This is a genomic window from Streptomyces sp. GbtcB6 (assembly GCF_019091475.1).
GTDB lineage: Bacteria > Actinomycetota > Actinomycetes > Streptomycetales > Streptomycetaceae > Streptomyces > Streptomyces hyaluromycini.
Map to the genome: position 1 here is coordinate 17,018 of NZ_JAGXJL010000016.1, position 19,179 is coordinate 36,196.

The following is a 19,179-nucleotide window of genomic DNA, read 5'->3' on the forward strand; positions in this document are numbered from 1 at the left end:
CTAAGGGTGCAACGTCCTCAGGCCCCGTTTCCATGCCGCGTCCAGGTCGGCGTCCTCCGGGAAGCGGCCGTGGATCTCCAGGATCACCATCCCGTGGGCGAATGCCCAGGTGGCGCGGGCCAGGTCGAGATCGCCGCCGCAGGCGCGGAGGAGGGGGAGAGCAGCCCTGTCCTCAAGACCGGGCGGCAGAGCGGCACGCGGGAGGGGGCGTTCCGTGGCCAGGCAGTAGAGGTGGGGGTGGGCCAGGGCGTATGTGCGATAGGCCTCGGCCAGCGTCTCCAGGGAGCCGGGGGTGCGAGACTCCGCCGCCGCCTCCGCCGCCTCCGCCGTCTCCAACGCCTCGGCCGACTCCTCCAGCATCTGCGCGATGAGTTCGACCTCCACGGCGTGCTTGTCGGGGAAGTGCTTGTAGAGCGACGGAGCCTTGATGCCCAGGCGGTCGGCCAGGGTGCGCATGGTGAGGACGGTGGGGCCGGACTCCTCCAGCAGTTCCCGGGCCGCCGCCACGATCTCCCGCGCCCTCGGCGTCAGCCGGTCGGTCAGGTCAGTCGCGCCAGTCGCGTCAGTCACGCTGGAAACCCTCCTTCGTCCGCAGTCCGTAGCCGAAGGCGCGATCGTACGAGATGTGGGCCAGCCAGCCGCAGAGTGCGGCGAACGCCGGGGGCCAGGAGAAGAAGGGCTGCGCCGCGTACGCCACCAGCAGGCCCAGCGGCACCAGCGCCCGGTGCATCGCGTTGTAGTACGGCACCGCGCGCGGCGCCAGCCGGCCCTTCGCCATCCGGGGCGCCTCGTCGAGGGCTACCAGGAAGGTGAGGTCCGGGAGGATCAGGAAGAGCAGGGCGAGGGCGCCGGCGAGCCAGCCGTGGTGCACGCCCTCCAGGACCGCGAACGCCGTCCAGAACAGGGCGGCGGCCAGCCACGCCGTGCGGCGGGCCACCACGGTGGCGGTGCGGAGGACCGGGGTGACGTTCGTGGTGCTGGTCATGGCTGCCTCCCGAAGGCAATTCAGCTAACGCCGTTAGCCCTGACGATAGGGCTAACAGTGTTAGCCGTCAAGCGAGTGCGGTGCGGTCACGGCACCATCCGCTCCAGGGCGTCGAACGCCGCCCCCATCCGCTCCCGGTGGTCCTCGACGATCTCCGCGAACGGGTAACCCGCGAGCTGACGGCGCACGGAGGCGACGCACACCGAGCGGTACGCGGCGACGGTCACGGCCGCCACCAGCTCCGGGGCGGCGAGCCCGGCCTCGGCGAACGCCGCGGCCAGCGCCCACTCCACCTCCTCGACCCCCTCGCGGGCCCTGGCCAGCAGCGCCGGCGAGTCGGCGACCACCGACCAGAAGCCTGCGAAGCCCTCCCCCAGTCCGCCCAGCGGATGTCGCGCGTCGATGAACCGGAAGGCCAGGCGGCGCAGCGCCGCGAGCGGGGGCTCGCCGGGCGCACGGTCCCGCACCGCCCCGGCGAAGGCCGCGACGGCCTCCGGGATGCGGTCGAGGAACAGGTCCTCCTTGCGCGGGAAGTAGTTGAAGACGGTCATCGCCGAGACACCGGCCACCCGTGCGACCTCGGCGACCGTCACCTGGTCGAAGCCACGCTCCCGGAACATCCCCGTCGCGATGTTCGAGATCCGCTGCCGCGTCTCCCGCTTCTTGCGCTCCCGCAGGGACTCCCCTGGCCTGTTCTCATCCGTCACGAGAAAACTATAGCCGCCCAAAACTTTTAGTGACTACAGTAATGGCGTGACCGACAAAAGGACTGAGAGCGTGACTGAGAGCGTGACCCAGGGCATGACCGAGGGCGTGACGGCGACAGACCGTACGAACGGCGCGGTCTACGACGTGGTGGTGGCCGGCGGCGGGCCTGTCGGGCTCTTCCTCGCCGGCGAGCTGCGGCTCGGCGGGGCGAGCGTGCTGGTCGTGGAGCGGCTGGCCGAGGTGGACGAGACCATCAAGGCGGGCGGGATCAACACGGCGGGCGCGGTGGCGCTGTACCGGCGGGGGATGCTGCCCGAGCTCGCGGCGGCCTGGGAGAAGAACATGTGGCGGCTGCGGGCCTTCCTCGGGGAGCAGGGGCAGGAGCGGGGTGCCGACGCGCCCCGGACTCCCCCGAAGTTCGCCGGGCACTTCGCCGGGATCATGCTGCGCGGTGACCTGTTCGACGTCTCCGACCCGGCGTTCGCCGACATCGGCCCCGCCGACAGGGTCGGACTCGGGGTCCCGCAGGCACACCTGGAGCGGATCCTGGCCGCCCGTGCCGAGCGGCTCGGCGTCGAGGTCCGCCGGGGCGTGGAGCTGACCGGCTTCGACGCGGACGAGAACGCCGCCGACGGCGCCGACGGGGTGGTCGTACACCTCGGGAGCGACGAAGACGTCCGGACCGGGTGGCTGGTGGGGTGCGACGGCGGGCGGAGCACCGTCCGCAAGCTCGCCGGGTTCGACTTCCCCGGGACCGAACCGGAGATCACCGGCTATCAGGCGGTCGTCGAGATGAGCGGGAGCGAGCGGCTCGGGGTCGGCTGGAACACCACCGACGTGGGGACGTACGTCAACGGGCCCTTCCCCGGCCGGATCCTCACCGTCGAGTTCGACGGGCCGCCCGCCGACCGTTCCGCGCCGATCACCGCCGAGGAGTTGCAAGCCTCCCTGCGCCGGGTGTCGGGCGTGGACGAGGTGGCCATCCACCGGGTGCACTCCTCGACCCGGTTCACCGACAACGCCCGGCAGACGAGCGGTTATCGCAAGGGCCGGGTGCTGCTCGCGGGGGACGCGGCGCACGTGCACTCGCCGTTCGGCGGGCAGGGGCTCAACCTCGGGCTCGGCGACGCAATGAACCTCGGCTGGAAGCTGGCCGCCGTGGTGCGCGGGACGGCCCCCGAATCCCTCCTCGACAGCTACACCGCGGAACGGCACCCGATCGGCGCCTGGGTGCTCGACTGGACCCGCGCCCAGATCGCCGTGATGCGCCCCGACCGGCACGCCCGCGCCCTGCGCCGGGTGGTCACCGATCTCGCGCTGACGACGGCCGGGACGACGTACCTCGTCAAGCAGATCTCGGGCGTCTGGCAGCACTACGACCTCCCCGGCGACCACCCGCTGACCGGGCAGAGCGCCCCGGACCTGGAACTCGCCGACGGCACCCGGCTCGGCGACCACCTGCACGACGGCCGCGCCCTGCTCCTCGACCTCGCCGACGACCCGAAGCTGCGCGCCCGCGCGGAGGGGTACGGCGACCGGGTGGACGTCGTCACCGCGGCCTGCCCGGGGCGGCCGGGGCTGACCGGTCTGCTCGTACGGCCCGACGGGTTCGTGGCCTGGGCCGCGGATGAGGATCATCAGGGAGACGACCTCGACGACGCCCTGACCCGCTGGTTCGTCGCCGCCTGAGTCCACGGGAGCCCACGGATCGGCGGCTTGACCCTGCCGCGACGTCAACGTCTCTACTGGTCCCATGCGGATCGGAGAACTCGCCGCCGCCGTCGGCGTCACCACGCGCACGGTGCGGCACTACCACCACCAGGGCCTGCTGCCCGAGCCCGAGCGGCTCTCCAACGGCTACCGGGACTACACCCTCCGGCACGCCGTCGTCCTCGCCCGTATCCGGCGGCTGACCGAGCTGGGGCTCGGGCTCGCCGAGGTGCGGGACGTCCTCGCGGACGACGCCGGCAAGGACCTCGTCGAGGTGCTCACCGAACTCGACGGGGACCTCGCCCGGCAGGAGGCGCAGATCCACGAGCGGCGGCAACGGCTGCGGGCCCTGCTGGACGCCGGCGAACTGCCCGCCGAGGGGCCCGTCTCGCCCGAACTGGCCGCCCTGTTCGCCGAGACGGCCCCGCGGCTCGCCGGCTCCCCGATGGCCGCCAAGGACCGTGAGGTGTTCGCCTTGATGGAGACGGTGGCGGACCCGGCGGACCGGGAGCGGCTGATGTCCCTTGCCGGCGCCATCGCCGGTTCACCGCAGGCGACGGCCCGGGCGGCCGAGGCCTACGCCCTGCTCGACGCGCTCGCCGACGCCGGCCTCGACGACCCCCGGGTGGCCGAGGCAGCCCGGGTCCTCGCCGACTGCATCCCCCAGGAGGTGTTCCCCGGCGACGTCATCGACCACGAGGACAGCTTCCTGCGCGCCCTCTACGCCGACCTCGCCCCGGCCCAGGCCGCGGCGATCCGCCGGGCCCTGGACATCGTCGTGGCCAGGAAAGCCGGAGAGCGGCCGTGAAGGCGGCGTACGCCGTGCTCCGGCACGAGCTGCGGCTGCTGGCGAGTCTGGTGCTGTGGGCCGCCCGGCGGACCAGAGGGACGGGGGCGCGCTTCGGGTACGCCCGGGGCCAGGGCGCCATGATGTTCGGGCTCGCCTTCGTGTGCGTGATCGAGACGGTCGGTGTGTCGGTGCTGCTGCGCAACTGGCCGGCCGTGCACCTCGTCCTCCTCGTCCTGGACGTCTACACCGTCCTCTTCGTCATCGGGCTGCACGCGGCCTCCGTCGTCCACCCGCACCTGCTGACCCCGGACGCGCTGCACGTCCGCAACGGCGTCCGGCTCGACCTGCGCATACCGCTGGACGCGATCAGGGCCGTACGGCGCGAGACGCGCTACCTGCACGAGAAGACGGCCGGCGAACTCGACGTGCCCATCGGCTCGCAGACCTCGGTGACCCTCGAACTCGCCGAGCCCGTCGCCCACTTCAGCCTGCTGGGCCGCCGACAGGAGGTGGGCGTGGTCCGCTTCCATGCCGACGACGCCACCGACCTCGTACGACAACTCACCACGACACGGCAGCTCACGCGGGCGCGAAGCGCACCTTCGTCGTCCCCGGGTCGGCCTCCGTCAACCGCACCGGCAGCCGTTCGCCCAGCGGGAGAGGTGCGTCGGCCTCGATCCGGCCTATGACGGCGGGCTGCTGCAACAGCACCTTCCCGACGGTCGGCTGACGCGGCTCGACCTCCACCACGCACCCGTCGAACACCTCCCCGACCCGGTCCTTGAGCAGGGCCGCCTCGACGATGTCGACGCACTCCCGTTCCAGGGTGCCCGCGCGCCGCGCGCCCTCGGCCATCTGCTTGGGAAGCGTGTCCAGCGCCATCAGCACCCAGTCGGGCGGCTCCTCGCCGGCGGCCGCCGCCAGGCACAGCTCCGAGGCGAAGCGGTCGGCCAGGCGGCGCAGCGGCGCGGTGCAGTGGGCGTAGGGGGCGGCGACGGCGGCGTGGGTGGTGACCGCGGGCAGGGCGCCGTCGCGGAAGACCGTGTAGCCGGCGCCGCGCAGCAGCGTGGTGCACTCCTGGAGGAAGGCCGCGTGGCGGGGGCGGCGCGGGTTCAGGGAACGGATCAGCGCGGCGTACGAGACATGGTGCGGCCACTCGATGTGCAGCGCGTGCGCGGTACGGCGCAGGCGGGCGACCGCTCCGTCGGGGGCGGTCGGGAGGGTGCGCAGGACGCCGGTGCCGTAGGCCAGCATCAGGTCGGCGGCGGCCATGCCGGTGAGCAGGGAGATCTGGGCGTTCCAGGCGTCGGCGGGCAGCGGGGCGCGGTAGCTGAGCTCGTAGGTGTGGTCGTACTCGACGATCTCCTGCTCCGGCACGTTGAGGGAGATGCCGCCGCGCTCCACTTCCAGACGTTCGCGGGCCTCGCCGATCTCCCTGAGCAGCGCGACGGGTTCCTCGGCGGTCTTCTCGTCGATCTGCTTCTGCACGCCCGCGTAGTCGAGCTTGGCCCGGCTGCGCACGAGGGCCCGGCGGACCTCGGCGGTCAGCGTCCGTCCGTCTCCGTCCAGGTCGATGGTCCACAGGACGGCCGGGCAGGTCTGGCCGGGGAGCAGACTGGCCGCGCCCTCGCTCAGCACGGTGGGGTGCAGCGGCACCTTCTCGTCGGGAAAGTAGAGGGTGTTCACACGGTGATGCGCCTCGGAGTCCAGTGCGCCGCCGGGTACGACGAAGGCGGCGACGTCGGCGATGGCGTACCGGACGCGGTAGCCGCCCTCGTGCCGGGACAGGTGCATCGCCTGGTCCAGGTCGTCGGCGGTGGGCGGGTCGACCGTGTAGAAGGGGATGTCGGTCGCGTCGTGGCCGGGCACGGCCGGGAACCTGGCGACGCCCTCGGCCTCCGCGAGGACCTCGGGTGGGAAGCTCTCGGGGATGTGCAGGTCGGCCCGGAGCGCGGCGAGCGCGGCCCGGAGGGGGGCCTCGGGGGCACCCTTGACGCGGATGTGGCGGCGGGGCATAGGACGAGCGTAGTCACAGGACGCCGGTCCGGCGCTTTACGCTGGCGCGAAGCGTCGATGATGAAACGTCGGTCGTGAACGTCGTTGGTGAAGAGGAGTACCCGTGCTGGTCCTGCTGCCGCCCTCGGAGGGCAAGGCGTCCTCGGGGCGTGGTGCCCCGCTGAAGCCGGAGTCGCTGTCCCTGCCGGGGCTCGCGGCGGCGCGCGAGGCCGTGCTCGCCGAGCTGGTCGACCTGTGCACCGGTGACGAGGAGAAGGCCCGCGAGGTTCTCGGGCTGAGCGAGGGGCTGCGCGGCGAGGTCGCCAAGAACGCGGCGCTGCGGACGGCGGGCGCGCGGCCGGCCGGGGAGATCTACACCGGGGTGCTGTACGACGCCCTCGGGCTCGCCTCCCTGGACGCCGCGGCGAAGAAGCGGGCCGCGCGGTCGCTGCTGGTCTTCTCGGGGCTGTGGGGCGCGGTCCGGGTGACGGACCGGATCCCGTCGTACCGCTGCTCGATGGGGGTGAAGCTGCCGGGGCTGGGCGCGCTGGGTACGCACTGGCGCAAGCCGATGGCCGAGGTGCTGCCGGAGGCGGCCGGGACGGGGCTGGTGCTGGATCTGCGGTCGGCGGCGTACGCGGCCGCGTGGAAGCCGAAGGGGGAGGTGGCCTCGCGGACGGCGACCGTGCGGGTGCTGCACGCGCCGACGCGGAAGGTGGTCAGCCACTTCAACAAGGCGACGAAGGGGCGGATGGTGCGCAGTCTGCTGGCCGCCGGGATCGCGCCCGGTGGTCCGGCTGAGCTGGTGGAGGCGCTGCGGGAGCTGGGGTACGAGGTGGAGGTGGCGGCGCCCGCGAAGGCGGGGCAGGCGTGGTCGCTGGATGTGCTGGTGACAGAGGTTCACTGACCCCCCACCCTGCCGCATTGCCGCATTGCCGCATTGCAGCATGCGCAATGAGCTTTGCGTGCTCTGCATCGCCTCGGCAGGATGGCGCCATGCCCACCTCCGTGCTGGACCTCGCGCCCGTCGTCCCCGTCGTCGTCATCGAGGACGCCGCCGCTGCCGTGCCGCTGGCGCGGGCGCTGGTGGACGGCGGGCTGCCCGCCATCGAGGTGACCCTGCGGACGCCGGCCGCGCTGGACGCCATCCGGGCCGTCGCCGGTGCGGTGCCGGAGGCGGTGATCGGTGCGGGTACGGTCCTCACGCCCGCGCAGGTGACCGAGTGCGTCGCGGCCGGGGCGCGGTTCCTGGTCAGTCCCGGGTGGACGGACGGGCTGCTGGCGGCGATGACCGCGTCCGGGGTGCCTTACCTGCCGGGGGTGTCGACCGCCTCGGAGGTGGTGGCGCTGCTCGAACGCGGGGTGCGGGAGATGAAGTTCTTCCCGGCGCAGGCCGCCGGCGGCACGGCGTATCTCAGGTCGCTCGCCGGTCCGCTGCCGCAGGCCCGCTTCTGCCCGACGGGAGGGATCGGCCCGGACAACGCGCCGGAGTACCTCGCCCTCCCCAACGTCGGCTGCGTGGGCGGCACCTGGATGGTCCCGGCGGACGCCGTCGCCGCCGGGGACTGGGCCCGGGTCCGGGAGCTGGCCCGGGCCGCGGCGGGGCTCAGGAACGGGGTCAGGGACGCAGGTGGGACGTGTCGTTGAAGAGCCGTACGCTCGCGTTGCCGTCCGCGTAGTACGCCACCGCCGACAGCGAGGCCGCCGACAGTTCCATGCGGAACAGGGACTGGAGCGGGGCGCCGAGGGCGAGTTGCACGAACGTCTTGATCGGCGTGACGTGCGTGACGAGCAGGACCGTGCGGCCGGCGTAGGCCGCGATCAGCTTGTCCCGGGTGGCCGCGATCCGCGCCGCCGTCTCGGCGAAGCTCTCGCCTCCGCCGGTGGGGTGGGCCGACGGGTCGGCCAGCCAGGTGGTCAGGTCGTCGGGGTAGCGCTCGCGGACCTCGCCGAAGGTGAGGCCCTCCCAGGCGCCGAAGTGCGTCTCCTTGATGCCCTCCTCGATGGTGACGTCGAGGCCGAGGCGTTCGGCGACGGCCGCGGCGGTCTGCCGGGTGCGGGTGAGGGGGGAGGCGAGGATCGTCTCGATCGTGCCGCGCCGGGCGAGGGCCTCGGCGGCGCGCTGCGCCTGCTCCAGGCCGACGGGAGACAGTTCCGGGTTGGTGCCGCCGCTGCCGGAGAAGCGTTTCTGGGGGGTGAGGGGGGTTTCGCCGTGGCGGAGGAGCACGAAAGTCGCGGGGGCGCCGAGGTCGGGGGCGGAGCTCCAGCCGGGGCTCGCTACGGTGCGGGCGGCGCGGGTGTCGGCGACGGTGGTGGGGTCGGTGGTCGTCACAGTGCCGGTGCGTGGGGGCTGGTCGCGCCCACGCGGCGGAGCCGCGAATGTCTCAGCCCCGCGCCCCTCACGGGGCGCTGCCGACGCGGTTCGTACCTTCGCGCCCGCGTCCAGCTCAGCCGTCGACGCCGAAGCCGACCACTGCTCGCCCCGCTTGCCCGCGTCCATCGCCTCGTTCGCCAAGCGGTCCGCGTGCTTGTTGCTCTCCCGCGGGATCCACTCGTACGTCACCTGTCCCGCCGGGAAGACCCGGGACGCCTCCGTCGCCAGCGGCTTCATGTCGGGGTGTTTGATCTTCCAGCGGCCGGACATCTGCTCGATGACCAGCTTGGAGTCCATGCGGACGTGGACGGCGGCGGTCGGGTCCAGGGCGTGGGCCGCGCGCAGGCCCGCCAGCAGTCCCCGGTACTCGGCGACGTTGTTGGTGACGACGCCGAGGTACTCGGCCGCCTCCGTCAGCGTCTCGCCGGTCGCCGCGTCGATGACCACCGCGCCGTAGCCGGCCGGCCCCGGGTTGCCCCGGGAGCCGCCGTCCGCCTCGACGATGAACTCCCTTGCCACGTAAGCCCCTTGTGTCTTCTTGCGACCCTTGCAGTCCTTATAGACCCTTGCGGGACTTACAACCTCTAACGGCAGCTGTTTCTTCCAGCAGCCCTTAGAGGCTCTTGCAACTGCAACCTCTTACAGGCCCGACTCGGCCGTACGCACCAGGATGCGGCGGCAGTTCTCGCAGCGCACCACCGTGTCGGGTGCGGCCGCGCGGATCTCGCTGAGCTCGGTGATGGCGAGCTCCTGGCGGCAGCCCTGGCAGGTGCGGGCGTACAGCTTGGCGGCGCCGATGCCGCCCTGCTGCGCGCGCAGCTTGTCGTAGAGCTTCAGCAGGTCCTCCGGGACCGAGCCCGCGATGACCTCGCGCTCCTTGGTGACCGTCGCCACCTCGGCGTCGATCTGCTCGGCGGCGGCGTCCCGGCCGGCGGTCGCCTCGTCGATCCGGCCCTGGACCGCGCCGACCCGCTCGGTCAGCTCGGCGACCCGCTCCTGCACGGACTCGCGGCGCTCCATGACCTCCAGGACGACGTCCTCCAGGTCGCCCTGGCGCTTGGCGAGGGAGACGATCTCCTTCTGGAGGTTCTCCAGGTCCTTCGGGGAGGTGACCGCGCCGGAGTCGAGGCGCTGCTGGTCACGGGCGGCGCGCTGGCGCACCTGGTCCACGTCCTGCTCGGCCTTGGTCTGCTCGCGGGCGGTGTCGCTCTCCTCGGTCTGCGCGGCCACGAGCAGGTCGCGCAGCTGGGTGAGGTCCTTGGTCAGCGACTCGATCTCGGCGTGCTCGGGCAGCGACTTCCGCTTGTGCGCCAGCTGCTGGAGGCGGACGTCCAGGGCCTGGACGTCGAGGAGTCGGATCTGGTCGGCGGGCGCGGCGTTCAGTTGGGGGCTCCAAGGGACGGTGAGTGGCTGGTCCAGGGGTCGGTGACCGTCTTGGAGACGTGCACGCGCAGTTCCCAGCCATGGCGGTCGGAGATTTCGTCGAGCTGGGTGGCGGCCAGCTCGCACCAGGGCCATTCGGTGGCCCAGTGCGCCGCGTCGAGCAGCGCGAGGGGGCTGTGGGCGACCGCTTCCGACGCCGGGTGGTGGCGCAGGTCGGCGGTGAGGAAGGCGTCCACCCCGGCGGCGCGTACGACGTCGAAGAGGCTGTCGCCGGAGCCGCCGCTGACGGCGACCGTGCGGACGAGGGCCTCGGGGTCGCCGGCGACGCGGATGCCCTGTGCGGTGGCGGGGAGGCGGGTCGCGGCCCGCTCCGCCAGCTCCCGGACGGTGACCGGGTGGTCCAGCTCGCAGACCCGGCCGAGGCCCCGGCGGCCCTCCGGGTCGGTCGGGTCCGGCACGAGGGGGCGTACGACCCGCAGGTCCAGGGCGCCCGCGAGTGCGTCGGAGACGCCCGGGTCGGCGGTGTCGGCGTTGGTGTGGGCGACGTGCAGCGCGATGTCGTTCTTGATCAGGGTGTGCACGGCCCGGCCCTTGAAGTGGGAGGCCGCGACCGTCGTCGTACCGCGCAGGTAGAGCGGGTGGTGGGTGACCAGCAGGTCGGCACCGAGCTTCACCGCCTCGTCGACGATCTGCTGGACCGGGTCGACGGCGAAGAGGACCCGCGTGACCTCCTGGTCGGGGTCGCCCACGACCGTACCGACCGCGTCCCAGGACTCGGCCCGCTCGGCGGGCCACAGGTTGTCCAGCGCGGCGATGACTTCTGACAGACGGGGCACGGGGAAAGGCTACCTGCCTGTTCCACGGGGCTGTACCTGCTCGCCCACGGGAGGCAACGGGCAGCACACCCGCCACCGTTTCCTCAGGCGAATCGCCGAGTGTGCACCCGTATGTGTGAAGTAGCCGTCTGCCGGTCCCCCGCCTGTGCGTACGAAAACTAGCTTCGTGGCCGGAGGTGACCGAACGATGACGGCCTGTGCAATCGAACCCCCGTCTGCGGACGAGGACGACAGCGCGCCAGGGGCGGGCTGCACCATCGCGGTGGACGGGTCGTACGCGGCCCGGCTGGCCCAGCAGGAAGGTTCCTGGTACCCGGAGCGGTGGACGCTGGACGGCCCCGAGCCCTACGCCGTCCCGCTCCCCGGCAACCAGCCGGAGGAGCCGGGCACGGAGGTGCAGCCGATGGGCGACGGACGGGTGCTCATCCGCCGGCTGGTGGACGGGCGGCACCACTTCACCCTGCTGTATCCGACCGGGCCGGGCACCGGTGAGCTGCCGCTGGGCGCGGTGGAGTGCCCGGACGAGGGCGCCTCGCTACGGCTGCTGCCGCCGGCGCCGGGGGGTGTGCGGGCGTATGCGCTCGCGGTGGGGCCGCGCTCCTCCGCCGTCTGGCTGGTGGCGGGCGGGGCCTTCGGGCCGGAACAGCTCGCGGTGGTGCCGGGGCGTTGCTCGGGCGGGGTCTGGCTGGACCGGGCCGGGCGGATGCTGGCCCTGGACCGGGAGCTGGGCGGGCGGACCAAGGCGGTCGTGGTCGATCTGGAGCGGGGCGGCGAGGTGTCGCCGCTGCTGCAGATCGCGGCGGACAGCGACGACCGGCTGCTGCTCGCCGACCCGGACAGCGGGCTGATCCTGGTCGGCTCGGACGCGCCCAGCCCCGGGCAGGAACGGTTGGGCTGGGGTGTCCTCGGCAGCACGCTGCCGGTGCGCTTCCCGGAGAGCCTGCGGGTGCCGGAGTGCCCGGACTGCGTGGTGACGCCGTTCGCCGTCCAGCCGGGGCAGGTGCTGGTGCCGGAGAGCTGCGGGGTGGCGCTGCGGATCGACGGTCCGCTCGGCAGCTGGGTGGGCGCCTGGCGGCCGAGAGCGCGCAGGATGTGCCATCTCCCGGCGCCGGAAGGGTGGTTGGCCGGCGCCGGGTTGTGGACGCAGGACGGGGTGCTGCGGCTGCCGTACGCCTCGGGGGAGGTCCCGTGCGGTGTGGCGGCGGTGGCGGTGCCCTGGGGGGAGACGGGGGAAACGGGGGGTTCGGGGGAAACCGAGGGAGCGGGGATGGCGGGGGAGTACGGGGGGCCGGGGGACGCGGGCCCGGGGGATCCGGTTCATGACGGCGCGGCTGCCGGGGCGTCGGGTACGCCCGGGGAGCCGACGGAACCGGACCCTCCGGGACCTGTCGTGGCCCGCCCGGTGCCCCTTCAACAGGCCCCGTTGGCACGGCTTGTAACGAACTAGCACCGGTCGGCGTGCCCGCCTGGAAACGCCCCGTGGTGCGCCCGATAAAATCGCCGCGCTGTAGAAAGATCATGTTGACGGGGTGAATTCTTCCGATGAGCGACGCCAGCACGTCCCAGCCGCTGTCCGCCGACCTTCAGGAAACGGACGGCCACGGCAAGCACCGCGGTCATGTCTCGGGGCAGGACAGCGAGACGGCCCCCAGCGGCCGGCACCGCAAGCCGGAGCCGGCCGAGTCGGCGGCCTGACGGTACGTAAGAGGGAGGGGCCCATCAGATTACTGGTGGGCCCCTTTTCCATGCCGTCGCGGCGGCGCCAGGGGCGACGTACCCAGCCGGGGGCGTACCGGTCGAGTCAGCCGCGTTCTGCGTGATCACCTCGGTGGACCGCAACGTCGTACCGGTCGGCCAGTAACCGGGTCTCGCGGAGCAGCCTCCACATGCCCTCGGTCACTCTCTTTGCGACGTACTCATCACCTGCGCCCGGCACCCGCTTCTCTCATCAATATTGATCAACCTGAGCATCTTGATCCTGTTGACATGGCCCTCCACGACGCCGGAGTTCCAGGGAGGGTGAGGCCGGTGGTGACGGCGTCGCGGTCGCGCAGGAGAGGCTGGGCAGTTCGGCGGTGGCGCCGATCACTCGGCCCGACGGATACAGGTACATCACTGCCGCTTCAGCCCCAGCACCTCCGCCGCCGCGAACGTCTCCCCCGCCGGCCGGTCCGCATAGTGCGGGGTGAGCAGGGCGTCGAGTTCGTCGTAGCTGAAGGTGTCCTGCTTGCTGTCGAACTTGGCCTGGACGCGCGGTCGTTCGACGATCGCGACCATGCCGCCGTGCACGACGAGCAGCTGGCCGTTGATCCGTTCGGCGGCCGGTGCGGCCAGGTAGCCGACGAGCGGGGCGACATGCTCGGGTGCGAGGGGGTCGAGGCCTTCGGCGGGCTGCTCGAAGCCGGCGAAGACGTCCTCGGTCATCCGGGTGCGGGCGCGCGGGCAGATCACGTTGGCGGTCACGCCGTACTTGGCGAGGGCGAGGGCCGTGGAGGTGGTGAGGCCGACGATGCCGCCTTTCGCGGCCGCGTAGTTGGGCTGGCCCGCGGAGCCGGCGAGGAAGGCCTCGGAGGAGGTGTTCACGATCCGGCCGTAGACCTTCTCGCCTCCCGCCGCCTTGGACCGGTCCCGCCAGTGCGCCGCCGCGAAGTGGGTGGTGTTGAAGTGGCCCTTGAGGTGGACCCGGATCACCGAGTCCCACTCGTCCTCGGTCATGGAGAAGACCATGCGGTCGCGCAGGATCCCGGCGTTGTTGACGAGGATGTCCAGCTTTCCGTAATGGGCTGTCGCGAGTGTGAGAAGGTCTCGCGCCTGTGAGAAGTCCGCGACATCGCCGGTGTGGGCGACCGCCTGGCCGCCCGCCGCGCGGATCTCCTCGGCGACCTGCTCGGCGGGTGCCGTGGAGGCCGCCCCCGAGCCGTCCCGGCCCGGCTGGCCGAAGTCGTTGACGACGACGGCCGCGCCCAGCCGGGCCAGTTCGAGTGCCTCGGCCCGGCCCAGGCCCCGGCCCGCGCCGGTGACGATCGCGCTGAGCCCGTCGAGCGGTCTGTCCTGCATGCGGCCCGGCATACGGCGGCCCCTCAGATCTCTATGCAGGTACGCAGGGCGGTGCCCGTGCGCATCTGGTCCAGCGCCTCGTTGATCTCCGCCAGCGGCACCCGGTGGGTGATCAGGCCCTCCAGGTCGATGCGGCCCGCCCGCCACAGGGCGATCGTCCGTTCGTAGGAGCGGACCACGTCTCCGCCGCCGTACATGGACGGCAGGATCCGCTTCTCGTCGAAGAACAGCTCGAACATGTTGAGCTGGAGGAAGTCGTCCATGGCGCCCGCGCCGACGACCACCAGGGTGCCGCCGCGCCGGGTGTTCTCGTACGCGGTCCGGGCGGTGGCAGACCTGCCGACGACCTCGAAGACGTAGTCGAAGCCCTCGCCGGCGGTGACCTCCTGCTTGGCGCCGGGCAGTTCGTCGGGCGAGACCGCCTTCGTCGCGCCGAACCTGAGTGCCGACTCACGCCGCGACTCGACCGGGTCGACGGCGACGATCTCGGCCGCGCCCCTGAGCCGCGCCCCCTGGATCGCCGAGATCCCGACGCCCCCGCACCCGATGACGGCGACCGACGAACCGGCCTCCACATCGGCCGTGTTGAGGGCCGCGCCGAGCCCGGTGGTGACCCCGCAGCCGATCAGCGCGGCGATGTCGAAGGGCACGTCGTCCGGGATCGGCACCGCGCACCCGGCGTCGACCACGACCTCCTCGGTGAAGGTGCCGGTGCCCGCGAAGCCGAAGACGTCTCCGCCGGGGCGCCGGAAGTTGGGGGTGCCGGCGTTCATGAACCCGGCCAGGCAGAGCTCGGTCTGCCCGCGCTTGCAGGCGGGACACGCCCCGCAGGCCGGGAGCCAGCAGACGACCACCCGGTCGCCGGGCTTCACCCGGGTGACGCCCTCCCCCACCTCCAGGACCTCGCCCGCGCCCTCGTGGCCCGGCACGAACGGTCCCGGCTGCGGCAGCACCCCGCTCATCGCCGACAGGTCCGAGTGGCACAGCCCCGTGGCGCGCACCCGGATGCGCACCCTGCCGGGCCCGAATCCCACCGCCTCGACGTCGTCGAGGACATCCAGCTTCTCCTGGCCGATCTCGTGCAGTACGGCTGCGCGCATGGTGCGGCTCCCCTCAACTGCTCAGCTGCTCAACTGATCAAGAGTGTTCGACGATCGTGTCGGCGAGGACGGGCGCGTCCTCGCGCTCGACGGCGCTGACGGCGACCCGGACGTCCCCGTCACCCCGCCACATGCGGATCCGGAGCGTCTCCCCCGGGTACACCACCCCGGCGAACCGGGTCGTGTACGACCGCACCCGGCTCACGTCCCCGTCGAGCAGCGTGTCCACGACCGCCTTGAGCGTCATGCCGTAGGTGCACAGCCCGTGCAGGATGGGCCGGTCGAAGCCGGCGCGCTTGGCGAAGTCCGGGTCGGCGTGCAGCGGGTTGTAGTCGCCGGAGAGGCGGTAGAGCAGGGCCTGGTCCTCGCGGATCGGGCGCTCGACGGTCCGGTCGGGCTCACCTGCGGGCGGGTCGAGCCGGGTCGAGGGGCCGCGGTCGCCGCCCCAGCCGCCCTCCCCGCGTACGAAGATCTGCGCGTCGTTGGTCCACAGCGGGCCGTCGGCGTCCGCGACGTCGGTGCGCATCACGAGGACGGCCGCCTTGCCCTTGTCGTGGACGGCGGCGATCCTGCCGGTGGCGGTGGCGGTGCCCGCGACCGGGATGGGTCGGTGCAGGGTGAGGGACTGGCCGCCGTGCAGCACCTTGGCGAGGTCGACGTCGATGCCGGGCATGGACAGTCCGCTGATCACCCCGGGCGAGCCGGCGCCCGCGACGGTGGCGAAGCTGGGCAGCACGTGCAGCCGGGTCTCCAGGGTGTAGCGCAGTTCGTCGGGGTCGGTGGCGGGGCGGCCCGCGCCGATGCCGAGGTGGTAGAGCTGGACGTCCCGGCGCTCCCAGCCGATCTCCCCGGACCGGGGTTCGGCGGCGAGGGCCTTGGCTGCGTCGATGGGCATACGGCTCCTGAGGTGTCTCAAGACCTCGGCACGGCCGTCCGCACCGTCGGCCGCACCGAGGTCGTCCACGGGGCGGGCTAGGGGGTGTCCGGCGGATCACGTCGGCGTCGCGGCCCCTGGCACGCGCATCCGCCGCACCAGATCCCGCTCGGCCCGGCCGGGAAGCGCCGTCTCTTCCAGCCGACCTGATCCGCCGGACACTCCCTAGAACGCGTTTCAGTCCGGCGCCCCTTGTATAGCCCAGCGCTCGACACTTGTGAAGGCTCCTGACGTCGTGTCAGATGCAGCTCTGCCGGGCCAGGACATTTGTCCTGCCCGCGGCCGTACATCCGCCTCTGCCGGACGAGCGTGCCCTTCCGTAGGGTCGTATCGCCGGACTGGAGTACGGATCGGGGGAGAACGAGATGTCGTGGTGGCAGCAGGTGAGATGCCAGGCGGAGACCTGGCGGACGGCGCGGGCCCAGTGGCGGGAGGAGATGGAGCGCTTCAAGGAGCAGCAGAAGGCAGCCCGGAAGAACGGTGAGGTGCCCGAGCACGCGGGCCCGCCGCCCTCCGGGTTCGCCCTGCTCCCCTGGCTGCTGATGGGGATGGGCTCCCTGTCCAACCTGCTCCAGGGCAAGACGGCCAACCCGCTGATCGGCGCCTTCGGCCTGCTCGCCTTCAACTCCCTGTACATCTACGTGACCTTCCGCTCCTTCCGCAAAGAGGCCCGGAACGCCACCTCCACCCGCGTCGCCCTGCTGCTGATGGGCCTGCTCACCACCGGCCTGGCCCTCGGCTACGGCGGCAACTGGCTGATGTTCTTCCCGCTGCTCGGCCTCGCCGCGGGTGCGGTGCTGCGCGGACCCTGGCTGGGCCGCGCCGGGATCCTGCTCGCCTGCTTCGCGGGCGCGGCCTCCTGGTACCGGGACGGCTCCGACGCCATCACCATCGCCTACGGCACCTTCCTGTCGACGATGATCACCGCCGCGATCCTCTCCCTCTCCGAGGCCGTGCGGGAACTGCGCGCCGCCCGCGAGGAGCTGGCCCGGCGGGCGGTCGAGAAGGAGCGGCTGCGCTTCTCCCGGGATCTGCACGACCTGCTCGGCCACACCCTCTCGGTGATCGTCGTGAAGTCGGAGGCGGCCCGGCGGGTCGCGCCCCGTGACCTGGCCGCGGCGCTGTCGCAGATCTCCGACATCGAGTCGGTCGGCCGGCAGGCGCTGACCGAGATCCGGGAGGCGGTGACCGGCTACCGGGAGGGCAGCCTGGCCGCCGATCTCTCCCGGGCCCGTTCGGCCCTCAAGGCGGCGGGCGTCGAGCCGGTGGTCCGGCAGGCGGGGGCGCCGCTCGCCCCGCAGACCGAGACGCTGCTCGGCTGGGTGGTGCGCGAGGCGGTCACCAACGTGGTCCGGCACAGCGACGCCACGTGCTGCGAGATCACCGTCGACAGCGCCGCCGGGCGGGCCCGGCTGACGGTCGCCGACGACGGCTCGGGCGCGGTGGCCGCCGAGCCCTGCCGGGAGGGCATCGGCGGCACCGGCCTGAAGGGGCTGACCGAGCGCCTCGCGGCGGCGGGCGGCTCCCTCAGGGCCGGCCCGGCGCCGCGCGGCGGCTTCACGGTCACCGCGGAACTCCCCACCGAGGCGCTGGAGCTGCTGACCTCAGCGGCTCCTACGGCGCCCACGGCGAGCTGACGACCCAGCTCACGTCGTCGGTCCAGGACGTGGCGCTGTCCCAGGCGTTGGAACCGCCGTCGCTCGCTATGTAGAGGTTGTAGTTGTAGTGGCGGAGGTATTTCGTCGGGTAGTTGTACGACGCGAAGGACGTGCCCGTGCCGCTCTTGCCGGTCGTCGGGCAGAAGGTGGCGTCCTGCCGATACGTGGTGGTGCCGTCCATGGGCTGCCGGTAGATCTTGTAGTTGTAGTGCCGCAGGTAGTCGCCGGGGTAGTTCCGGGACTCGAAGGAGACGCAGGAGCTGTCGGCGAGGCCGGGGCGGACGATCCAGGTGGCGTCGCCCTTGTCGAGGGCGGAGCTGCCGGAGGTGATGGCGGACAGCACACCGGCGTTGTTCTGGTGGCGCACGTAGTCGGCGGTGCAGCAGGACGTCGTGGCCTTCAGGGAGATCTCCGAGGCGGAGCCGAGGGTGCCGGTGGAGCCGGTCGCACCGCCGTAGCCGACGGAGACGATGTTGGACTGGACGGTGTCGTCGGCGGCGTCGGTCGGGATGCCGGAGGTCATCACGCCCTCGAAGAACGAGCCGATGGAGCCGTTGCTGTTGTCACCGCCGGTGCCGAGGACGATCGCGCCCTCCTGGTGCATCGGCGAGTAACCGCTGCTGGTGCTGGGCTCACTGCCGGAATAGGTGGTGGTGAGACCGCCGGATTGCGCGTTTCCCCATTTCAGTGCGAAATGGTCCTGCCCGTTGTTCTTCAGCAACGCGGTGACGAACGGTATCGCGCCGGTGCCCGTGTTGGACGAGTTGGTGCTGTAGCCGAGGTTGGACTCGAACAGCCCGTTCTCCAGGTCCGCCTGCACCCAGGGGCCGGAGCCGTAGCAGGGCGAGAACCAGCACTCGGTGCCGAAGTTGATGGCGTCCATGTGGCCGTTGCCGGTGTCCTTGTTGTTGGTCTCGGCGTTGCCGTAGTCGAAGCAGCAGCTGCCGTTCACATGGGTGCCGGAGGTGACCATGTACATCCCCTCGGCGGCGCCGTTGGTGGCGACTCCCGAGGTGGCGTTGTTGCGGTAGCCCATGCCGGCCGAGATCTCCAGGCCGTAGACCTGGTGCCCGCCGACGGTCACCGGCAGCGCGTCCGCAGGGGACCCGACATCGGCCGCGCCGGCCCCGCCCGCACCCTCGACCGTGAGGTCGTTGTGCTTGCTGGACTGGTCGTAGATCCTGGTGATGATGCAGGTCGTACCGGCGCAGAAGGAGTTCTGCGCGGCCGCGTTGGCGTAGCCGCCGGTGGCCAGCAGGCCGATGTTGGCCGTGGCGCTGTCCGAGGCGCGCTGCACCTGGTAGAGGGAGCCGCTGTACGACGAGTACAGCGCCCGGACCATGCTGTGCGCGGCGACGCACGGGGTGCCGGCGGCGGCGTAGACGTCACAGGGCAGCGAACTCGCGGCGGCCGCCTCGGGGGCGCCGGCCCCGACGACGAGCGCGGCGACGGTCGCGAACGCCGCGAGCGCCGACAGCACGGCTCTCCTGACGCGCGGCGGACAGGAGCGCAGGACTCGTACAGGCACTGAGAACACGGTGCACCTCTTCTTGGTTCCTCGTAGGGCGGTGCGGGTTCTTGCCGTCCGATATCCCGAACGCCGTTCGATCGAAATACCGAACCTATTCAGCTGTCGAAATACCGACCAT

The 19,179-nt window shown here is 72.2% G+C and carries 19 protein-coding genes; 8 read left to right on the forward strand and 11 right to left on the reverse strand.

Annotation, left to right across the window (positions count from 1 at the left end):
* The 3 genes from KVT45_RS26135 to KVT45_RS26145 form a co-directional block, all read right to left on the reverse strand.
* On the reverse strand, positions 1 to 543 hold the full coding sequence (locus KVT45_RS26135) for a TetR/AcrR family transcriptional regulator (protein ID WP_217551695.1): 543 nt from the start codon (positions 541 to 543) through the stop codon (positions 1 to 3).
* Positions 544 to 562: 19 nt separating this feature from the next.
* On the reverse strand, positions 563 to 985 hold the full coding sequence (locus tag KVT45_RS26140) for a DUF4260 family protein (RefSeq protein ID WP_217551475.1): 423 nt from the start codon (positions 983 to 985) through the stop codon (positions 563 to 565).
* Between the two features lie 86 nt (positions 986 to 1,071).
* Positions 1,072 to 1,692: a TetR family transcriptional regulator gene (locus KVT45_RS26145; RefSeq protein WP_308310868.1), complete on the reverse strand. Its 621-nt coding sequence runs from the start codon at positions 1,690 to 1,692 to the stop codon at positions 1,072 to 1,074.
* Positions 1,693 to 1,786: 94 nt separating this feature from the next.
* Here KVT45_RS26145 and KVT45_RS26150 point away from each other — a divergent pair, with 94 nt between their 5' ends.
* The 3 genes from KVT45_RS26150 to KVT45_RS26160 all read left to right on the forward strand — a co-directional run bounded on the left by KVT45_RS26150 (position 1,787) and on the right by KVT45_RS26160 (position 4,882).
* Complete coding sequence (locus tag KVT45_RS26150) at positions 1,787 to 3,382, forward strand: FAD-dependent monooxygenase (protein WP_217551697.1); 1,596 nt, start codon at positions 1,787 to 1,789, stop codon at positions 3,380 to 3,382.
* A 64-nt stretch (positions 3,383 to 3,446) separates the two neighbouring features.
* On the forward strand, positions 3,447 to 4,211 hold the full coding sequence (locus KVT45_RS26155) for a MerR family transcriptional regulator (protein WP_217551477.1): 765 nt from the start codon (positions 3,447 to 3,449) through the stop codon (positions 4,209 to 4,211).
* Positions 4,208 to 4,882 carry a hypothetical protein gene (locus tag KVT45_RS26160; RefSeq protein ID WP_308310869.1) on the forward strand — a complete coding sequence of 225 codons (675 nt, stop codon included), beginning with the start codon at positions 4,208 to 4,210 and terminating at the stop codon, positions 4,880 to 4,882. Before KVT45_RS26155 ends, KVT45_RS26160 begins: the two co-directional genes overlap by 4 nt.
* Here KVT45_RS26160 and KVT45_RS26165 read toward each other — a convergent pair.
* Positions 4,773 to 6,209: an RNB domain-containing ribonuclease gene (locus tag KVT45_RS26165; RefSeq protein WP_217551479.1), complete on the reverse strand. Its 1,437-nt coding sequence runs from the start codon at positions 6,207 to 6,209 to the stop codon at positions 4,773 to 4,775. The genes KVT45_RS26160 and KVT45_RS26165 overlap by 110 nt on opposite strands.
* Before the next feature lie 103 nt (positions 6,210 to 6,312).
* Here KVT45_RS26165 and yaaA point away from each other — a divergent pair, with 103 nt between their 5' ends.
* Entirely contained in the window at positions 6,313 to 7,095 is a 783-nt protein-coding gene (gene yaaA, locus KVT45_RS26170) for a peroxide stress protein YaaA (RefSeq protein ID WP_217551481.1), read from the forward strand.
* An 89-nt stretch (positions 7,096 to 7,184) separates the two neighbouring features.
* Entirely contained in the window at positions 7,185 to 7,835 is a 651-nt protein-coding gene (gene eda / locus KVT45_RS26175) for a bifunctional 4-hydroxy-2-oxoglutarate aldolase/2-dehydro-3-deoxy-phosphogluconate aldolase (protein WP_217551483.1), read from the forward strand.
* On the opposite strand, the gene KVT45_RS26180 is transcribed toward eda, so the two are convergent.
* The 3 genes from KVT45_RS26180 to KVT45_RS26190 form a co-directional block, all read right to left on the reverse strand.
* The gene (locus tag KVT45_RS26180) at positions 7,807 to 9,081 is read right to left on the reverse strand and encodes a bifunctional RNase H/acid phosphatase (protein ID WP_217551485.1); all 1,275 of its coding nucleotides are present in this window, start codon (positions 9,079 to 9,081) and stop codon (positions 7,807 to 7,809) included. The genes eda and KVT45_RS26180 overlap by 29 nt on opposite strands.
* Before the next feature lie 120 nt (positions 9,082 to 9,201).
* Positions 9,202 to 9,945, reverse strand: coding sequence for a zinc ribbon domain-containing protein (locus KVT45_RS26185; protein ID WP_217551698.1), 744 nt, complete (start codon positions 9,943 to 9,945; stop codon positions 9,202 to 9,204).
* The gene (locus tag KVT45_RS26190; RefSeq protein ID WP_217551487.1) at positions 9,942 to 10,781 is read right to left on the reverse strand and encodes a Nif3-like dinuclear metal center hexameric protein; all 840 of its coding nucleotides are present in this window, start codon (positions 10,779 to 10,781) and stop codon (positions 9,942 to 9,944) included. The genes KVT45_RS26185 and KVT45_RS26190 overlap by 4 nt, the downstream gene beginning before the upstream one ends.
* A gap of 187 nt (positions 10,782 to 10,968) precedes the next feature.
* On the opposite strand from KVT45_RS26190, the gene KVT45_RS26195 reads away from it, so the two are divergent.
* Together KVT45_RS26195 and KVT45_RS26200 are read left to right on the forward strand one after the other, a co-directional pair.
* Positions 10,969 to 12,228, forward strand: coding sequence for a hypothetical protein (locus tag KVT45_RS26195; protein WP_217551489.1), 1,260 nt, complete (start codon positions 10,969 to 10,971; stop codon positions 12,226 to 12,228).
* A gap of 95 nt (positions 12,229 to 12,323) precedes the next feature.
* On the forward strand, positions 12,324 to 12,476 hold the full coding sequence (locus KVT45_RS26200; RefSeq protein WP_217551491.1) for a hypothetical protein: 153 nt from the start codon (positions 12,324 to 12,326) through the stop codon (positions 12,474 to 12,476).
* 417 nt (positions 12,477 to 12,893) lie between these two features.
* Here KVT45_RS26200 and KVT45_RS26205 read toward each other — a convergent pair whose 3' ends face one another.
* Genes KVT45_RS26205 through KVT45_RS26215 form a run of 3 tightly spaced genes read right to left on the reverse strand, consistent with a single transcriptional unit; the run spans position 12,894 to position 15,833 of the window.
* Positions 12,894 to 13,838: a 3-oxoacyl-ACP reductase gene (locus tag KVT45_RS26205; RefSeq protein WP_217551492.1), complete on the reverse strand. Its 945-nt coding sequence runs from the start codon at positions 13,836 to 13,838 to the stop codon at positions 12,894 to 12,896.
* Positions 13,839 to 13,861: 23 nt separating this feature from the next.
* The gene (locus KVT45_RS26210; RefSeq protein WP_217551494.1) at positions 13,862 to 14,938 is read right to left on the reverse strand and encodes a Zn-dependent alcohol dehydrogenase; all 1,077 of its coding nucleotides are present in this window, start codon (positions 14,936 to 14,938) and stop codon (positions 13,862 to 13,864) included.
* Positions 14,939 to 14,975: 37 nt separating this feature from the next.
* Complete coding sequence (locus KVT45_RS26215) at positions 14,976 to 15,833, reverse strand: MaoC/PaaZ C-terminal domain-containing protein (protein WP_217551496.1); 858 nt, start codon at positions 15,831 to 15,833, stop codon at positions 14,976 to 14,978.
* Positions 15,834 to 16,237: 404 nt separating this feature from the next.
* Here KVT45_RS26215 and KVT45_RS26220 point away from each other — a divergent pair, with 404 nt between their 5' ends.
* Positions 16,238 to 17,509 carry a sensor histidine kinase gene (locus tag KVT45_RS26220; protein WP_217551498.1) on the forward strand — a complete coding sequence of 424 codons (1,272 nt, stop codon included), beginning with the start codon at positions 16,238 to 16,240 and terminating at the stop codon, positions 17,507 to 17,509.
* On the opposite strand, the gene KVT45_RS26225 is transcribed toward KVT45_RS26220, so the two are convergent.
* On the reverse strand, positions 17,487 to 19,058 hold the full coding sequence (locus tag KVT45_RS26225) for an alpha-L-arabinofuranosidase B (RefSeq protein ID WP_217551500.1): 1,572 nt from the start codon (positions 19,056 to 19,058) through the stop codon (positions 17,487 to 17,489). The two genes, KVT45_RS26220 and KVT45_RS26225, sit on opposite strands and share 23 nt — an antisense overlap.
* Positions 19,059 to 19,179: the final 121 nt, after the last annotated feature.

Coding starts and splice junctions, on each gene's coding strand:
- KVT45_RS26140 (WP_217551475.1), bottom strand. CDS start 985: ATGACCAGCACCACGAACGTCACCCCGGTCCTCCGCACCGCCACCGTG.
- KVT45_RS26150 (WP_217551697.1), top strand. CDS start 1,787: ATGACCGAGGGCGTGACGGCGACAGACCGTACGAACGGCGCGGTCTAC.
- KVT45_RS26155 (WP_217551477.1), top strand. CDS start 3,447: ATGCGGATCGGAGAACTCGCCGCCGCCGTCGGCGTCACCACGCGCACG.
- KVT45_RS26165 (WP_217551479.1), bottom strand. CDS start 6,209: ATGCCCCGCCGCCACATCCGCGTCAAGGGTGCCCCCGAGGCCCCCCTC.
- eda (WP_217551483.1), top strand. CDS start 7,185: ATGCCCACCTCCGTGCTGGACCTCGCGCCCGTCGTCCCCGTCGTCGTC.
- KVT45_RS26195 (WP_217551489.1), top strand. CDS start 10,969: ATGACGGCCTGTGCAATCGAACCCCCGTCTGCGGACGAGGACGACAGC.
- KVT45_RS26200 (WP_217551491.1), top strand. CDS start 12,324: ATGAGCGACGCCAGCACGTCCCAGCCGCTGTCCGCCGACCTTCAGGAA.
- KVT45_RS26205 (WP_217551492.1), bottom strand. CDS start 13,838: ATGCAGGACAGACCGCTCGACGGGCTCAGCGCGATCGTCACCGGCGCG.
- KVT45_RS26210 (WP_217551494.1), bottom strand. CDS start 14,938: ATGCGCGCAGCCGTACTGCACGAGATCGGCCAGGAGAAGCTGGATGTC.
- KVT45_RS26215 (WP_217551496.1), bottom strand. CDS start 15,833: ATGCCCATCGACGCAGCCAAGGCCCTCGCCGCCGAACCCCGGTCCGGG.
- KVT45_RS26220 (WP_217551498.1), top strand. CDS start 16,238: ATGTCGTGGTGGCAGCAGGTGAGATGCCAGGCGGAGACCTGGCGGACG.